Raw genomic sequence first — 17,601 nt, forward strand, 5'->3', positions numbered from 1 at the left:
GTCTTTTCTTTATTGTTTCTCATTGACAGGTTCTTTTGAACCCTGCACTTTTGCGTTTAGAAACTTTATTCAGTTTTCAAAGTTCACCTCGCTGCCATGTAGCAGCTGTTTTATTATATCAGCTACTTGGAAGCTTGTCAAGAACTTTTTTTATTGACTTTTTTGTCGCTTGTTTGTTCTTAACTTCTCCTCCGTGACAACAGAAAATATCTTACCAAGTTTTACAGCCTATGTCAACACTTTTTCTTTGGTTTTTTTGAACTTTTTGCTTTTGTTTTCTGTAACCTTGTTATTATAGCCTTTCTACCGGTATTTAGTTTCAAAAAAATACCCCATTATTGTTATTTAAATAACAATTAATGAGGTATTGAAATTAACGACAATTTTCTGGAGTTAGTTTTTCGATTCCATTAAGATATGGAATCAACGCTTGAGGAATATCGACCGTACCATCGGCATTTTGATAATTTTCTAAAATTGCCGCAACTGTCCGTCCGACAGCTAGTCCTGATCCATTAAGGGTATGAACAAAGTTCAGTTTACCATTTTCGTCACGATAACGGATTTGAGAACGTCGAGCTTGAAAATCTGTGCAATTAGAACAACTAGAGATCTCGCGGTAGGTATTCTGCTGTGGCATCCAAACCTCTAAATCGTAAGTTTTAGCCGAACTAAAGCTTGCATCACCGGTTGCTAAAGTAATAACGTGATAAGGCAAATTGAGCTTTTGAAGGATATTTTCAGCGTTAGCGGTGAGTTTCTCCAACTCGTTCCAAGAATCTTCTGGTTTACAATATTTAACCATTTCCACTTTATTAAATTGATGCATCCGAATTAAGCCACGGGTGTCACGACCGGCCGAACCAGCCTCAGACCGAAAACAAGGCGTTAAAGCTGTTAAATAAGTTGGCAACTGGTCATCATTAAGTATTTCACCACGATAATAATTAGTTAATGGTACTTCTGCTGTTGGAATTAGTGTTAAAGGACGATCTTCATCAATAACCGTATACACATCTTCGGTAAACTTTGGAAATTGACTCGTACCGAACATAGAATCAGCATTGACCATATAAGGCGGGATAACTTCGGTATAGCCATCTTTTTGATGTTCATCAAGCATGAAGTTATAGATGGCACGTTCAAGCTTAGCACCCATGCCCATGTAATATACAAAACGACTGCCTGATACCTTGGCTGCTCTTTCAAAGTCTAAAATTCCCAAGTTTTCGCCAATCTCCCAATGTGCCTTAGGTGTGAAATCAAAGTGACGTGGCTGTTCCCATTTACGCACTTCAACATTATAGGATTCATCTGGTCCTACCGGTACAGAATCGTCAGGAAAATTAGGTAAACGTACTAAAATGTACTCGGTGGAATTTTCCACTTTTTCTAGTTGTTCATCTAAATTTTTGATTTGTTCACCAACTTGCTTCATAGCAGCAATTTGCTCATCAGCATTACCATGTTCCCGTTTAATCTGAGCGATTTGCTGGGAAACAGCATTACGCTTAGCCTTCAAGTCCTCAGTCTGAGTTAATAATTTGCGGCGTTGTTCATCCAGTTCCAATAAATCATCAATTTGTTCGGGGCCAACATTACGAGTGGCTAATTTTTTCTTAGCCCATTCAGGATCTTTTCTAATTATTTTAATATCTAACATAAATAAACCTCCTAAATAAAATAAAAAATCGATTTATCCCACAGAGGGACGAATCGATTTATTCGCGGTACCACCCAAATTCAGTGTCAAAAACACTGCACTTTCAGACTGATAACGGGGTTTACCGTATAACTTCAATTGCTATCCGCTTTTAAAATACTGGAAGATGAGTTAATCAAGCTCTCAGCTAATGCTTGATTCTCTGTCGTAACTCTAAAGGTATTTAAGCATTAATATTATTACATTATTCTAAGTAATTGCTGCTGTACTTAAAGTCCAAGTAATTTTAGCATTATAGTCACCAGGAATTTGGCTTGTACGATCAACAGGAAATAGCTGTACATCGCCCTTAGTAATAAAGGACAAACCCCAAACATTTTTCCCCTGAACAGGCTGTCCATTATTGCCATTTTTAGCCGACCAAATAACTGCCTCATTATTATTGTTACTAAAATCCGGACTGCTTGGTGGGTAAATAGGAATTTCAACACCATCACCTAAATTATTATTAGGGGTTGATGATGAAATATTACTAACAGGCTCAAAATTAAATTTACTATTTAAAATAGCATCATCATTTATTGGAGTATAAAATTTCCCCTCCATTAAAGTTGCATGATGAAACAGCATTGATCTTACAGGCTCAACTTCATTTGAATGACTTTTAAAATCAGTGACCGAAACACTTAATGTCCAACCATTGCCGGTCTGATGAGAGCGAAAATCGCCAACAGCAATACTGTTTGTTTTAACTGCATTGGTATTTTTTTGCTCAACATTGCCACTGCTATTTGCCCCACTAGGAAGCAAATCCCAAGTTAAATCAGCTGACCAAAGGTGAGTCCCAAAATAAAAGTTAGGGCTTCCGTACAAGTAGAGTGAGCCATCTTTAAAACCAATGCCCGCTAAGGATTGTCCACTAGCACTTCCATCGTCGTTCAAATCAGGTGTAGCTGCAGAATTTATAATATTACTAGGGTCGATACCACTTAAAGCAGCACTAGTGTCAGCATGCACCGGAGATACGGACATAATCGCAGAATATGCCACCGTTCCCAGTGCAACTGCCTGTGCAAACTTACGCATCCTAAACATCTCCCCCCTTTGTTACTTCGAATTCTTTGGCGCTTGATTTTGCCCCTTCTTATAGAACCAATAGAATAATAAGGCAATTAATAATAGTATAATTATGACAATTAACAAAATTAAAGGCCAATAATTCTTCCGATAATTGGGATTAGCTCGATTTACACGATTCGCATCGGCTGGAGAAATGGTGAAGTTCTTCTTAAAATACCAGCTACGTTCAGGTGTACGAACGCGCACTCGTGCTTGATAATTGCCTGCTTGCATGCGCTTATCGCCCCAACTCACTGGAAAATCAAAATTAGAATTAGGAGCAAAACTCATCTTTGTCTGCTTATTTTGAACCACTAACTTATTACTTTTAGCTGGATAAATGCGAGCATGCACTTGCATTTTTTGATTGCTAATATATTTAGGTTTAAAATTTTGCAAATTCAAATAAACCGCTGGATCTACTTTGAACAAACCAACCTTAATAGTCCGTAATCTCAAATCGGGCTGAACCTGATCAATATCACCAACATTCATTACTGAACCTACTGAATAAGCATAAAGATTAGTTAAAGCCATTTTGTTTTTTTTCTTAGAAGCATCTTTTTTCAGTTTATTATTGACAGTTGGAGAATACACATAAAGGCTACCTAGCATTACTCCATTAAACTTGTCTTGCGGTAGTGTAATATTTTCAGTTACCACTTGACTTTGTTTAGGCAGTAATGTGATATTTTGCTTAGTAGGACCCATCTTAGTCCAATCATATTTTAAACTTGAATCACGTTTATTAGTAACAGCATTATAATTAATCTGACCATTAGTCGTGACAGCAACAGTTGGTATTACTACAACCTTAATCTTTCTATTAAGGTTATTCGTTACTTTAAGCCGCAAAGCTGAACTTTGACCAGGCTGTAAATTTAGACTATAAAAATCTGTCTTTTCAGCATCACTATCATTAACCGGCTCTACAGAAAAACCGGCAGCACCACTAATAGCGGCCTGTGCCGGTACTGCCAGTGTAAACCAAGTAAAAATACCAACTAGTATTAAGAAAACAAAACTTATACGTTTACGCACACGCCATTTCTCCTATCATACAATTTTCTTATGCAACATTAAGGAAGCAATGGTGAAGTGCTTAGAGTCCAAGTAATATTAGAAACATAATTATGTTTAGGTACAATTTTGGTCAATGCACTTTGAGTCAAAAGTACATTAGCACTATCTACATCTTTAAAATCAACAGCATAAGGACCAGGAGTCTTCCCATCGCTCAAAGTTTTTGCCACTACAGCCTCACCAGCAGAAATGTTTGCACCCTTCTTAACATCTACACCTGTTGCGGAACCAGATTTTTTATAAACTTTGTAAATATTTGGCTTGGAAGCTAAATTTTGTGTTTCAGCCTTATAAACTTCTGCCAATTTACCCTTATTATCTGTATCACTTAAAATAATTTGAGCATCATGATTAGCACCAACACCAATTAAGTCAGCTCCCCTGCCAGTAGTTGCTTGATCTTTAAAATCAGTTGCGTTAGCAGATAAAGACCAATTATATTTCAAAGTTTTACCAGCAGTATTAGCAGCATCAACCTCAGCTTGTGTATAACGGTTATCAACTATAACAGCCATTCTATTACTAGAAGCATCATCTTTTGCTGCAATAAGATTAATTACACCATTAGAAGCCATAGCATTACCCATACCAAAATCAAAGTTAGGTACTTGATAAAGAATCAAATCACCAGAATCAAACCCAATACCTGCAAAGGATTTACCGCTTGCCATCCCACTTCTGTTAGCGTCAGCTGAAGCTGATGAATTAATGATCTGGGATCCAGAATAATCTTGAACACCAGCTACACCACTCAAAGCTCCAGATCTATCAGCAGCATTGGCTGTTTGAACAACTAAAGGTGCAGCAACGCTAAACAATGCCAAAGCGCTTGCTGCAATACTAATTTCTTTAATACGCATATCAAAATCCCCCTCAAAATTATCTATTTAAGATATCATAGTCATTATAAGGCATTTCCAAGAATAAATAAAGCAAAATTTAAACTCTGGCTAGCTGCGGCTAGCAGCGCCCTTGTTTTTGGCATACCAAAAGACTAACCATAAGAATAAGCCAATTGCCAATATAATGATCACAGTAATTAATACTATCATCGGAAAGTTATCCCGTTTTAAATCAGGATTATGCTGATTTAACTGTAAAGCTAGCTGATTTTTGATAGTAAAACGCCGCTGAAAATGCCAAACTCGATTTCCATCATTCAATCGCACACGCAGGATGTAATCTCCGGCTTGAATGGGATTATTACCCCAATCTATATTCAAAGGCAAAATTGCATTAGCTGCCAGAGATGCTTGTGGAAGATGGACAGTGCTGATTTTTTGATTTTGATGATTGTAAATGGTTCCTTGACAGTCAATGGAACCATTACCATAATAAATTGGTTTTTGATTGTGAATTTCCGCTATCAAAAGCGATCGTCCACCTTGGGACGTAACTTGAACTTTGCCGAGATTAAATTTTGCTGTAAGCTGATCATAGTTACCAACATTTAATAAGACCCCATAAGCTTGTTGAATTTGATTAGGAAATTGGGATTTCTTCTTTATTTTCGTTACAGGCCGCACAATAATAGAACCAGAAATAGATCCTTGATAATTAGGTATCAGTAAAGAAAAAGGAACACTTTTAGTAGAATGAGATTTTACTGTTACGGTTTTAGGAACTAATCCCAAATCTTGCAAGCGATAGCGCCAAGAATTATCCAACAGCTGACGGCTCGAATCTCCTAAAAATATTGCTCCGCTCGAATTAGTCTTAGCAATTGATGGTGCAATTTGAATTGTAGCATTATCAGCAGTGGGATTGTGTAGGATAACCGCAAAGTCAACTTTTTGCTGTGGCTTTACATCTAAATTAATAACGCTATCGGATTTATTATGGGCTGGCAATTGTAATTGTACGGTAACCGGCATACCGGCGGCATGAACTAAACTACAATTAAAAAAAATACACCAACCAAAACCAAGGATTAGTGTAATTAAAAATCGCGATGCTTTCATAAAAGAACCTCGCTCAAGATTTTATTAAGCTGTGACTGATAATGTCCAAGTAATTGGTGCAACAAATTTATCAGCAACAACTGGTTGTTTTGTATTATTATAATTAAATGTTACCGAATCAGGAGCATTAAAATCCAAAACTGCCGTTAGCGGACTTGCCATTGCTGGCGTTGGTGACTTTATGCCTGTATATCCGAACACAGTTTGACTAGAATTATTTGATAAAGTAAAACTTGGATTAGACAAATTGCTATTAGGACTGGAACCCAAAGTGGAGGTTATTTTACTGCCATCCCAGTCGGTGTCTGGAGATGAACCAGATTTAATCACAGGCTTATTTGTGGTATTAGAAACTATGCTAACATCATTGTTGTTAATTAGAGTCGGTGTCTTGATATTCGCACCTAAAGCAGCTGTTACATTCCAATCAAGGGTGCCGTTTTTGTCAACTACCACTAAATAGCGTTTGGTTGCCCCGTCTATTAAAGAAAAAGAATCCTTAGTTTCAGTTTTCTTGTGATAACCAAAATCAAAGTTCGGCACCGCTGCTAAAGTTATCGGATTAGTGATTAATTGATCACTATACCCCACACCAACATAAGAAATACCAGCAGAAGCCGAAGTAGCAGGTGATTGATAGCCATCTTCTTGTCCTGGGGTTACATATGGATATCCACTAAGTGCATGATCACTAACCGCAGCAGTGCTTTGTGCCACCACTGTAACAGCAGGAATTAATGCTAATAGAGCTGCGCTAGATAATAAAGTCAATTTATTTCGTATTTGCAATCTTCATTCCCCCATTGCTACTCTTAAGAATATTTTAAGCCAATTAAGATTAAAAGTAAAACTTATTTTATACGGGCTTGATGGCGCCCAAAATGATAGACCAAAAAAGTCAATAAAATCAATAAAGCAATAGCTATAATGATAATAACAGTAATCATAATCAAGTAATTAGGTTTTTCTTTTGGCAAAAACTTGTTCAATTGTTCTACTTGCTTTGGCGTTAAAATCAAAGTGCGGTGAAAGACATAATGCATTCGCGGATTCGTAAATGTGTAGGTCAATTGATACTTTCCCGCCAATAATGGCCCCCTTTGCCAAGGAATCTGCCAAGCGGTTTTAGAATTAGCAGCAATACTAATATTATTGACAACTTCAGTAAAATTTAAATTATGATTTTTTTGATTAGTGACCCGCAGATGAAGCTTTCCTTTGACAAAGGGATAAGCAGTCACATTTTGCAGCGGTGTCGTCAAAGCAACTTGTTGATTTTGTAAATTTAATTGGGGGGCTCCTAATTTTAATTTCACGTTGAGCGGCTGCATTTTCTGCTGTAAATACACACTATAACTAATTGCGGCTACTGATAAAAAGTTGGAATTTCTTTGTTGGGAATGCTGATTTTTTAATGACTGCAATTGCTGTTGCAAAGCAGTTTGTGAACGAAATAAAAGTCCCCCCATTACCATTCCTCGAATACCGGCCGCGGGGATATGGACATTAATCGTCTCTGTCACAACTTGCTGCGGGCCTAAAGTATACGTCTGACTTGGAACTAATTTACGAAAGTCATACTGTGCCTGCGGCCCTGGCGCTGCTTGGGGAGTATCTAAAGCTAACTGCAGTTGAGAATTGGTCTGGACAACCACTGGCTGCACTTCGATGACATTCCTTGACTTAGTAACATTACCTAATTGAAATGTTAAGTGATAATCAGTATCAGGCTGCACGTGAAGATACCAACCCTGATTGGGGGGGCCAATCTGAGTAGCTGACTTCTGGGGTACAACTGTAAAAGTACTCCCAGCTGCTGATACTACTTGGGGCAGCCGCCATATCCAAAACAGTAAACTAATTAATAAGATAGTTAAAAAACGCCCGTACTTCATAAAAAACTCCTGCATGTTTTTATCTAAAGATAAAGCCGAGATAACTCATCTCGGCTAGTAGCACTAAAATATACTAAAAATAATACAGCAAAATCATTAAACATAATTATGGCGTAGGAGATGAGGGGGTAATGGTAGCAGTCCATTGAAGTGGAAATATCAAATTCAAGTGTTTATACGTAGTGCTTGGAGAAGTTTTTGCAGCAGGCCGAGTATCAAAATAATCTTTCAATGGATCTAAAACCTTCTTATTAATTTGCAATGTAGCACTTGGATCAGTGTTAGGAACAATAGGTGGTCCAGGTATCTGATAAAAACTAACTCCAAATCTTCCCATACCATCTGCATCTGAGACACTCAATACTATTTGACCATCAGAGGATGGACCTGTCCCCAAGTTTAAAGGAACCACAGCCTGCTGATGATGAGCTGGGTTATTTTGAGGGGTTTGAGATATGTTAAGTTTGTGAGGATTCAATGTTAAAGTGGCCGTTTCCGTTTTTTTACCAGTACTATCTTTTGCCGCATCTAATAATGCTTGTGTAACCGGTACTTGTACTTTCTGCTCAGGATCCCACAAAATCCCATCTCCACCTTGCTTTACTGTGACAGTAAAGGGCACCGCCGCATCTGGTGAGGTAACTTTTAAAGAGCGGGCTGCAGCACCCAAATTATCTTTTAATAAATCAATAGCATCACTTGAGAGCAAACTTCTCCCTGTACCAAAATCAAAGTTGGGCATTGCATTTATATAAACATTAGCTTGAGTAAACTCAACAGTCACATTGGTAACCCCAGAAGTACTTCCAGATGTAGTATTGGTAACCCCAGAAGTACTTCCAGATGTAGTACCGGCTGCCAGCACTGGTTGAACAGACTGAGCGGCTAAAAGTGTTGTACATAAAGCTGCACCACAGCATGTTAAAATTGTCTTCTTAATATTCTTCACAACACACACCTCGCTACTCAATTATAACAATTAATTCACTAACCGTCTATTATTTTTTAGCGTGTTTGCGACCTTGCAGATAAACCCATAAGAGATAGCCAATAACCAAGATTACTCCCAGAATAATAATCAAAATAATCCAAGTCATGATTGGCCAATTACGCTGAGAATTTTGTCCCTTATTAAGACGGTTTTCATCTTGTTCGGTAATTGTGAACTTACGTGTAAACTCTTTTTCATAATTGCCCTTAGCTTGAACACGTAAATGTAAGGTATAAGAGCCGGCTTTTAAATTCTTATAAGGAACAAAGGCCTGCCAAGTAGAGTTAGGCGCTATTTGGGCGTTATTAATGTTGCGATTAGGTAATTTATGAGTGGAAGAAGTTAGCTGCACATTCAACTTAACTTGGCTTAAATTAATCGGTTGCGGGTTACGCAATTCAAAAGTAATTCCGGATTGTAAATTTCGTGCTTGAGCACCCACGCGCGGACCTAAAGTGAGGTGGGGAGTTACCGCTGCAGATTGGGAATGAAGAACTATTCCTGTTACATAGCGGATGCGATTTTGAATAGTAAGGTTATTACTATCTGAACTCCCTACTCCCGCTGAAGCTGTAATTCCGCCGAGAATAATGCCCTTAAATTCTTTTTCCGGTGCTTGATAAGTAAATTTCACAATTTTAGAATGTTGGGGCTGCAAAGTAAGTTTTTTATAGCGGCTTCCCTGCACTAAGTCCGCTAAAGCTGGCTGCTTAGGCTGATAAAGACGCACATAAGGCTTATCATAACTAATCACTCCATTTTGGGAAGTATAAGCATTGTTAATCCGCACCGTAATGGTTAATTTTTTGGTACCTAGATTAGTTACTAACAGTCTTAAAGTTTGCTTTTGTTGGGGTTTAACCTTTAAATCATAGTAAGTAAGCTGCTTATTGACTTGATTTTTCGGCAAGAGTGCCTTAACCGTGAATGAGCGTGCTGGCTGCTGATTTTGGCTAGCTGCTAAAATAACTGAACTGCTGCTTGCCAGCACAAACCAGCTTGTAACTATTAAAATAATACTCTTCAATAGCTTAGTTATTTTCATTAAAAAATCTCCTTAAATTAACGTTGCTTACGAGGTGATGAGGTATTTTGCTGCTGGTTCAATTTTTTGCTGCGGCGGCTTTGTGACCAAAGTCCCCAAATAACAAAAATAATTAACATGAATAAAGCAATAACAATCATTAAATACATAACTGTCTTATCAGGCACTAGATTGTGACAGGAATTGTTGATTCGATCAGCTTCTTTTTGCGTGATGCGATAACTGCCAGAAAACTTCCATTTGGTTTTACCGCTGCGGGCAGTACCAGTAGCTTGATAAATTCCCGGCTTAATCGGCAAGGACTGCTGATCAAAAGCCACTGGCACATTGGAGTTAGGAGCAATCTGTTTATAAACCTGATCAGCATTCACAGGTTTGAAGCCCAGATTAAACAACTCTAAAAGTCCCTTCCGCCTTAAAGTCATATGCACAGTGACATCTTTCATCAAACCAGGCTGGTTATTCGTCAGATTAACATTGATGAATGGACTATGATTTACTGCTTGTGGAGATATACTATCTAAGATTAAAACTCCGCCTACAGCTTTGTTCGTTTCAGTGATCCAAACTGGTACCTTCAAGCCCACAGCATTGGGCTGATTAACATCATAGATATAAAATCCGCCCATAATAAAGCCAGGCAACTTTTCAGGCGGTGTTTTGATGTCAAACTTAACTTCCTTGGTTTGATTAGCATTCAAGGTCACAACCTGAGCAGCTGTCATATCTTGAAATGCAACTTTTAACCCATTGTCACCAGTTTTAACAATATCAGAATAAACAATTTGACCAGTAGAACTAGTAGTAGCATTAGTCGGTCGAATCCGAAGTTTCACTTCACCACCACCAAAATTAGTCACAGATATTTTAACCGGATATATATGATTGGGTTGAGCAATTATTTGGAAGCGATCAGTAACATCCGAATCATTGATAATTGGTGTTACAGTGATATCTTGTATATCCGCCCGAGCCACATGTAAAGAATAGTAGCAGCCCAATAACATGCCCAAAAAGGCAACAATAGATGTTAACAGCTTTTTTATCATAATTAAATTTAAATTCCTTTACTTAATACTTAAGATGATATCATATTATCACAAAAAAATGCAGGCACTCAAACAAGTGTCTGCAAGATTTCATTAAATGGTCTTTAATTATTCATATTATTTTTATTCTGATTACGACGGCCAAAGTAAATACCTAAACCAAGTACTAACAATAATGCCAAGATAGCAATTAGGATCCAAAGCCACATGTAATTAGGCTTGATACCAGATAATTTATTGTATTTTGCGGCATCCGCATCTGAGATAGTAAAGTTCTTGTCAACTGTCCAAGACTTTGTCTTGTCGTTTGTAGTATATACCATATGCAGATGATAATTACCAGCTTGTAAAGGATTTTTGCCCCAATCAATCGCAAAATTATAATTAGAATTAGGAGCAACATCTTGTGACTCGGCCTTAGCTGTCACCTTGAACTTATGATCATCAGGACGACGAGTAACAGTAGCTTTAGCATTTAAATCACCAACATACCCGTCAACATAATTTTGCACATTGGCATTTACGCCACGAGATTTCATAGTGCTATTAGCAGTAGCTGATACAGTACGTACTCTAAACTTTGGTTCTTTCTTGTTGTCACGTGCCTGACGAACTTTAATAGGAATACCCTGAGAATACTTGTTTTTGATCAAAGTACCATTAGAAGTTAAAGAAGTCTGAGCTTTTTGGTGATATGGCGCTACGGTTACACCACCCATTACGTATCCCGTAAACTTTTGAGTAGGAATAGTAATATTAAAATTAGCTGTTTGGACACTGTTAGCCTTTACCACAATTACTTGATGAGCTGGGCTAACAAACTTTCTAAGATTAATTTTCATAGTAGGATCAATTGCTGTTCCCTTTTTAAAGGTATAAACACCATTGCCAGAAGTAGTCGCAGGATAAATATCAACCTCTAATTTTAGATCCTTATCACTTTGATTAGCTATTGTAACTCCAGACTTTATAGTCTGTCCTGAATTACCAAAGACATCAATTTGACCATTTTGTGCAATCTGATTACTACCATAAGCTGGTTTCAAAGCATAACCAGTTTCCGTTGCCTTTGTAATAGCCGCGCTTGTAAAACAAAAAAAGCCTAATAACATTATCCAAATAAAATAACTGGATTTTTGCATATTACCTAGTTTCATCAATATAAACTCCTTATTAATATTATGTAACTCATAAATAAAAAATAAAACCACTACTGATTGTAGTGGTTTTATTAAAATTAGTCAATACTTTTTTATTATTGTGCGTTAGCGTCCAATGTCCAATTAATAGTAGCATTGTATTCACCAGCAGCAATATCTGGAACAGCTAATTTAACGGCGTCATCATGAGCAGGAAGAGTCCATGTATGATTACCCCAAGTCTTTCCAACCTTAGATTTAGAAGCATCTACCACTGTACGAGTAGATGTACCATCTGATGGCAAAGAAACTGGTTCAGACTTTAAAGAAGTCATAGGATTAGGATTTTCATTAAGAGCAGCCATATTTAACATAAAGCCCTTTTGATCCACAGGATTAGAAGGATTCTTAAATGGGCTAACAGTTGCAGTTACTTTAAAGCCCATACCATCTTTGGTATTACTATTACCATTACTATGACGAGAATCAATAACGGTTAATGCACCGTTCTTATTTCCATCTTTACTTGCGCCCTTATAATTAAATAATTGAATCTCTTGACCAGCAACAGTGGCACCAAAATTCATATCAGGAACAGCATTTAAAACCAAAAAGCCATCAATAATTTTAACAGTAGCTTGTGATTCAGCAGTTGCAGTTCCAGTATTAACATTTGCAGATCCACTTGTTGCCATACCAGCATCATGTAATGAGCCAGAACTACGTGTAAGGCCAACACCACTACCAGCAGCACCTGTACTGTAACCTGTAGCAGCATTTGCTACTGCAGCGGGTGCTAAAGTTGTTAATACCATTGCAGAAGCTGCGATTGAACTAAATAATTTATTCATCTTCATGAATATTTCCTCCCCAAAATATATCTTCGGATAATTAAGATATCCTCTCAATAAGAATACCACTAACATGTTAAAATGCCAAGGGTAAATCTGTGAAAATTAACTTAATTATCTGTGACTAAATTTCAAAAACAGTGCAATTAACCTCTTGCGGTAAACAGCAAGTAAACCAAGCAACATCATCAAACCTAACACGATCGAACTGTAACTAACTTCATCACCCGTATTCGGATAATTAGTATTCTCAACCACAGTAACTGCTCCAGGTGTGTTAGTCTTTACAGGAGCATTACTTGTTGGTTTAACATTATCAGCCACTAATACATGTGCATCAGATTGGGCTGTTGCCTGACCTTCAGTGCTATTCTCTCCCTTATTAGCCGCAACAGGAAGAGCCTTGCTGATTTCATTGCCCTGATAATCATAACCGGTACCCGCCCACGTTAAGGTGGTGTGAATACCAATCACAATTCCGACAACAACGAAAAGTGCAACAACTATTCCTGCCACTTTACCAAAAGTGAGTCGCTTGAAATTATTGTTTTTACGATATTTCACTAGACGACCCCTCCCACTAAGTCAGAATTGAAGCAATGCACTAATTACAATATACCACAACTTCACAGAAAAGCCATAATATTTCGTAAAAAATTCACATTTACTTCTTTATTAGTGGCTGCCATAGCTGCCAAATATGCTCTTCATCATAGCCTTTGGCGCTTTGATAAGCACCTTCTGACAGAGATTGCTGCAAATGTTCATCAGTCATAATTTGAATGATTTTAGCAGCAGCAGCAGTTTGGTCGTCTTGCTGAATCAAATAACCATTATATTCATCTTGAATTAAGTCCCGAGGTCCATAACGGCAATCATAGGCCACTAGCGGTACCCCGTGACTAATTGATTCTAGGAAAGTTAAAGGAAAGCCTTCAGTAATAGAGGTTAATAATAATAGACCGGCTTGATCATATTCGGGATTTAAGTCAGGTATTATCCCACGCAATTTAACCGCATGGCGTAGATTATTAGTTCCAATAAGGCTTTTAACCTTATCATATTCTTTAGTCTCAGTCACGCCCCCATAAATATCTAAATGAGCTTCTGGGACTTGGCGGCGGACTTGTTTTAAAATTTCAATGGCCTGAGGTATTTGCTTTTCAGCTGATATCCGAGCTACCATCATTATCTGATAACGATCGCGCTTAGCTAGGGGGACATGGGGATAATCAGTTTGAGCAGCACCGCCGGGAATTGCCGCCAATTTGTCCGCAATATTAAAGCGCTGATTAAGCTCTTGTGCTTCCCACTTGGATGGACAAATTAACCAATCAAATAAATCTGGATGCTCTAAGGCAAAACGATAATTAAAGTTAAGGCCCCCCGTTAAAGGACTTTTACGCGGGTCACCGCCAAATTGATTATGAATGTAAACTGCTTTGCGTGCTATTGTCTGCATATGTGTTAAGGCCTCGGTACACTCATAACGATCAGAGATAAATAGATTATGTTCCCCATAATCACGATTCAAACTATCAAAAAATAGTGCTTGAAAATCTCGTAAATCACGAAAAGTGTATTTTTTACCTCGAAAACGTAATTTATATAAGGCCACATGCTTATCATCCTTAAATACCTGAGTGCAAAAAGTTTCACCATGAGTATTTAAGATTTCTTGTTTTTTTACATGACCATTTTGATCGTAATAATATTTAGCCGACAAAAATCCCCGCCCATCAAAGGCCTCACCATAAACAGGCGTTTGACTGCCAATGGGAGCAAAAGCTATCGAAGATACCTGCAGATTGCTTGCATAAACCCGCACTAAAGCCTGTTGACCATTATTAGTGTATACTAAGTAGCCTAATTCATCTTTATCTTGGCCCAAAAAACGCTGTTGAGTAAAATGACGCCGTTGGCAATAATCGTCAATTGTATTACGCTGGTAAAAATCATTTTCATTTTGACCAAAATAATCGAAAATATTAATAACTTCATCTAATTGAACGCCAAATTTTCCCGGGCCGGCTGCCCAGTTATTACGATAATAAGTCGTAACAATTTTGGCTGGCTGATTGAACTTTTGAAATAAACGCAGGCGTTTAATCTCGGAATGTTCAATTCCCGAGCCTGCATTGGAAAGGTCGACATTTATAAAAAAATTCATCTTGACAACTCCTTTAGTTCACATTATAGCAAACAAAAAAGCATGGTACCATCCTTTAATGCCGTGTTCAGGTATAATAGCAGCGAGGTGATAAATATGAAAATTACGCGTCAAGGAAAAGAATTTGCTACTTTAAAAATGATCCCAGAAATTGGAGCTCAATTCCCTAATTTTACCGTCACTAATCTGACAGGTGCCAAAGTTACGCTAGCTGATTTATTAAACCAGCCCTTATTAATTAGCGTGGTACCAGATATTAATACCCGTGTCTGCAGTCTCCAGACTAAGCATTTTAATGAGGAGGTCGACCAATATTCCGAGATTAACTTTGTTACTATCTCGACGAATACTCCAGAGCAACAGGCTAATTGGTGTGCTGCTCAAAATGTTCAAAGGATGCAGCTGCTTTCAGATATTAACCACAACTTTGGTAAGGCAACTGGTTTATTAATGGGTGATACCGGTTTATTGGCCCGTAGCGTTTGGGTAATTAATCCCGATGGACAAATCACTTACCGGGAAATTGTCGAAGAAATGACTGATGAACCTAATTATGCTCAAGTTCTCGATCAGATTAACCAAAACTAGCCTGTATTAAGCATAATAAAGCGCTGAGACTAAAATTCTTGTCTCAGCGCTTTTTAGTTTGTTGATTAACGACGTCGATGTTTCACAAAAGTCACAAAATGCAGTATTCCTGCCAGCAATACAAAAAAGATTAAGGTGAAACTTACATAATTCCACCAAAAGTTATTCCAAAGTAAAATAGTGTTTAAACCTTGTTGAATTACCATTGTAGCGAATGCCATCACGGCAATCATGGCGAATAACTGCAAATATCGTTTCATCGTTGAATCATCCTTTCGCTGACGCCGAGAAATTTTACGGCCATAAGCGGCACACAGTTGCTGTTTGGCTAAAGGCAGTGCGGTTAAATTCTTAGTATTAGGACAGACAATCTCGCCAACTTTAATAACTCCAGCAGCGCTCATAACCCGATCAATTGTTTTAAAGGTTTCATCTGTGACCCCAGTCAGCCAATTTTCAAATGTGCCTGTGTAACAATTGGTTAAAGTCAAGTAATGCTTATTCTTAAAGGGTCCCGGAATCGTGTCCTCATTAGCCTTAAAATATACCACTTTAGGGCGCAAGCAATCCAACAGCTTTTTCATAATGCCTGATAACCCCCGCCAATAAGTCGGAACTGCAAAAACCCAAACGTCACTTTCAGCAAGTTTATCTACTATTAAATCTAGGTCATTATGCTCTTTAATACCCGCAGGATGAATATGATAATCTTCTAAAAAAATCGTCTCTGTCTCCACATGATCCTCTACGTTGTCCAAAACAGCTGCTAACATTTGACTAGTCAGGCCTTGTGCAGTCTGCGCACCTAAAATACCTAAAATTTTCAAGCTTAGTCCACCTTCTTATAGCGCAAATTATTCCAATAATTCAAGAACGTAATTATAACCATGGCAATTCCAGCAATAATAAATAACACCCGAAAAGAAGAATGGTCAATTACTAGACCGCCAAATAATGGTCCCAAAGCCCGACCCACAGAAGAAAAACCTCCAACCAGACCTTGATTACGCCCTTTGACCGCTGCGGGCGACCAATTATCAATAATTACCGGTACACTAGGTACATAAATAGCTTCGCCAATCGTCAATAAAATCATCCCTAAATAAATAAAAAACACTTGATGACTGATGACAGTGACAAAATAAGAAATAGCCAAGAAAAACAACCCAATATTAACACGATTAAATAAGCTCTTAATTAAGTTAGGATAGCGGGCTAATAATCCCTGAACAATGATAATTACTACGCCGTTGAGCGCCCACAAAATACTATAAACCCGCAATGTAAAACCAATATCAATTAAATATACAGAAAAATTAGATTCCCATTGCGAATACATTGTCCATACAACTACTAAAGATAGAAAAGATAAAAAGAATAATTGCCGCGTTGGCCCCTTTTTTGTAGCACGCTCAATTTCAACACGTTTAACGGAACGCCCAGCATACTTAACTCGTTTACGTGGAAAGAAAAGCAACAAGACGACTAACGATAATGTATAAATTCCAGTAGCAAATAAGAATATGGGCGCAATAGATCCATGAAAAATTTCACTAATAATCATCGTGCCCAAAACTAAACCAACATTTAAGACTAGATAAATTTCATTAAATACTTTTGTCGTCGACTGATTAGGAACTAAAGTGGCATAAACATTGACAGCCGTGGTCAGCCAGCCAGAAGTAAAACCAAAAACTGCTAAAATCACCGGATACGCCGGCCAGCCATCAAGCCAGATTCCTACTGTACAAATTAAGGCACACAATGCCATGCCCAAAATAGTCAAGCCAAATTGATTATACCGATCGTAAAGCTTACCGATAACAATTGAGCCGATGACATTGGCTACTGAAAACCAAAACAGCGCGACTCCTGCAACTGTGAGAGATTTATGTAAGACAGTATTAATATAAATTGTTGCTAAAGGCCACATCATACTGTAGGCTGTTTCATTTAAAAAAGCTACCAGCATTAAAGGCTTTAAGCGTACTTGTTTCATTTTTTCCTCCTGCGCTATAATATCTATGTTAATATCATAACGCAAAAC

At 37.8% G+C, this 17,601-nt stretch carries 17 protein-coding genes; 1 reads left to right on the plus strand and 16 read right to left on the minus strand.

The window, feature by feature from the left end; translation table 11 throughout:
• Nucleotides 1-373: 373 nt before the first annotated feature.
• From serS to EQ827_RS04275, 14 genes are all read right to left on the minus strand, one after another.
• A complete protein-coding gene (gene serS, locus EQ827_RS04210; RefSeq protein ID WP_181189738.1) occupies nt 374-1,663 on the minus strand; it encodes a serine--tRNA ligase in 1,290 nt (429 codons plus the stop codon).
• A 249-nt stretch (nt 1,664-1,912) separates the two neighbouring features.
• Nucleotides 1,913-2,749 (minus strand): WxL domain-containing protein, encoded by an 837-nt coding sequence (locus tag EQ827_RS04215; protein WP_181189739.1) that lies wholly within the window; start codon nt 2,747-2,749, stop codon nt 1,913-1,915.
• A gap of 21 nt (nt 2,750-2,770) precedes the next feature.
• On the minus strand, nt 2,771-3,823 hold the full coding sequence (locus tag EQ827_RS04220; protein ID WP_181189740.1) for a DUF916 and DUF3324 domain-containing protein: 1,053 nt from the start codon (nt 3,821-3,823) through the stop codon (nt 2,771-2,773).
• A 38-nt stretch (nt 3,824-3,861) separates the two neighbouring features.
• On the minus strand, nt 3,862-4,725 hold the full coding sequence (locus EQ827_RS04225; protein WP_181189741.1) for a WxL domain-containing protein: 864 nt from the start codon (nt 4,723-4,725) through the stop codon (nt 3,862-3,864).
• A gap of 90 nt (nt 4,726-4,815) precedes the next feature.
• Nucleotides 4,816-5,826 carry a WxL protein host-binding domain-containing protein gene (locus EQ827_RS04230; RefSeq protein WP_181189742.1) on the minus strand — a complete coding sequence of 337 codons (1,011 nt, stop codon included), beginning with the start codon at nt 5,824-5,826 and terminating at the stop codon, nt 4,816-4,818.
• A gap of 24 nt (nt 5,827-5,850) precedes the next feature.
• Entirely contained in the window at nt 5,851-6,615 is a 765-nt protein-coding gene (locus tag EQ827_RS04235) for a hypothetical protein (protein WP_181189743.1), read from the minus strand.
• 62 nt (nt 6,616-6,677) lie between these two features.
• Entirely contained in the window at nt 6,678-7,721 is a 1,044-nt protein-coding gene (locus tag EQ827_RS04240) for a WxL protein host-binding domain-containing protein (RefSeq protein ID WP_181189744.1), read from the minus strand.
• A gap of 106 nt (nt 7,722-7,827) precedes the next feature.
• Complete coding sequence (locus EQ827_RS04245; protein WP_181189745.1) at nt 7,828-8,670, minus strand: hypothetical protein; 843 nt, start codon at nt 8,668-8,670, stop codon at nt 7,828-7,830.
• Between the two features lie 49 nt (nt 8,671-8,719).
• Nucleotides 8,720-9,757 carry a DUF916 domain-containing protein gene (locus EQ827_RS04250; protein WP_181189746.1) on the minus strand — a complete coding sequence of 346 codons (1,038 nt, stop codon included), beginning with the start codon at nt 9,755-9,757 and terminating at the stop codon, nt 8,720-8,722.
• 17 nt (nt 9,758-9,774) lie between these two features.
• Nucleotides 9,775-10,806 (minus strand): WxL protein host-binding domain-containing protein, encoded by a 1,032-nt coding sequence (locus EQ827_RS04255; RefSeq protein ID WP_181189747.1) that lies wholly within the window; start codon nt 10,804-10,806, stop codon nt 9,775-9,777.
• A gap of 104 nt (nt 10,807-10,910) precedes the next feature.
• Nucleotides 10,911-11,963, minus strand: a complete 1,053-nt coding sequence (locus EQ827_RS04260) for a DUF3324 domain-containing protein (protein WP_181189748.1) — start codon at nt 11,961-11,963, stop codon at nt 10,911-10,913.
• A gap of 98 nt (nt 11,964-12,061) precedes the next feature.
• Nucleotides 12,062-12,802: a WxL domain-containing protein gene (locus tag EQ827_RS04265; protein ID WP_181189749.1), complete on the minus strand. Its 741-nt coding sequence runs from the start codon at nt 12,800-12,802 to the stop codon at nt 12,062-12,064.
• 108 nt (nt 12,803-12,910) lie between these two features.
• Nucleotides 12,911-13,360, minus strand: coding sequence for an LPXTG cell wall anchor domain-containing protein (locus tag EQ827_RS09170; protein ID WP_181189750.1), 450 nt, complete (start codon nt 13,358-13,360; stop codon nt 12,911-12,913).
• A gap of 100 nt (nt 13,361-13,460) precedes the next feature.
• Nucleotides 13,461-14,966 carry a glycosyltransferase gene (locus EQ827_RS04275; RefSeq protein ID WP_181189751.1) on the minus strand — a complete coding sequence of 502 codons (1,506 nt, stop codon included), beginning with the start codon at nt 14,964-14,966 and terminating at the stop codon, nt 13,461-13,463.
• Nucleotides 14,967-15,062: 96 nt separating this feature from the next.
• Here EQ827_RS04275 and tpx point away from each other — a divergent pair, with 96 nt between their 5' ends.
• On the plus strand, nt 15,063-15,554 hold the full coding sequence (tpx, locus tag EQ827_RS04280; protein WP_181189752.1) for a thiol peroxidase: 492 nt from the start codon (nt 15,063-15,065) through the stop codon (nt 15,552-15,554).
• Nucleotides 15,555-15,619: 65 nt separating this feature from the next.
• Here tpx and EQ827_RS04285 read toward each other — a convergent pair whose 3' ends face one another.
• Both EQ827_RS04285 and EQ827_RS04290 read right to left on the minus strand, forming a co-directional pair.
• On the minus strand, nt 15,620-16,381 hold the full coding sequence (locus EQ827_RS04285; protein ID WP_181189753.1) for a flavodoxin family protein: 762 nt from the start codon (nt 16,379-16,381) through the stop codon (nt 15,620-15,622).
• A gap of 2 nt (nt 16,382-16,383) precedes the next feature.
• The gene (locus tag EQ827_RS04290; RefSeq protein WP_181189754.1) at nt 16,384-17,553 is read right to left on the minus strand and encodes an MFS transporter; all 1,170 of its coding nucleotides are present in this window, start codon (nt 17,551-17,553) and stop codon (nt 16,384-16,386) included.
• Between the last annotated feature and the right edge of the window lie 48 nt (nt 17,554-17,601).

It is taken from the genome of Bombilactobacillus bombi, assembly GCF_013607485.1.
GTDB lineage: Bacteria > Bacillota > Bacilli > Lactobacillales > Lactobacillaceae > Bombilactobacillus > Bombilactobacillus bombi_A.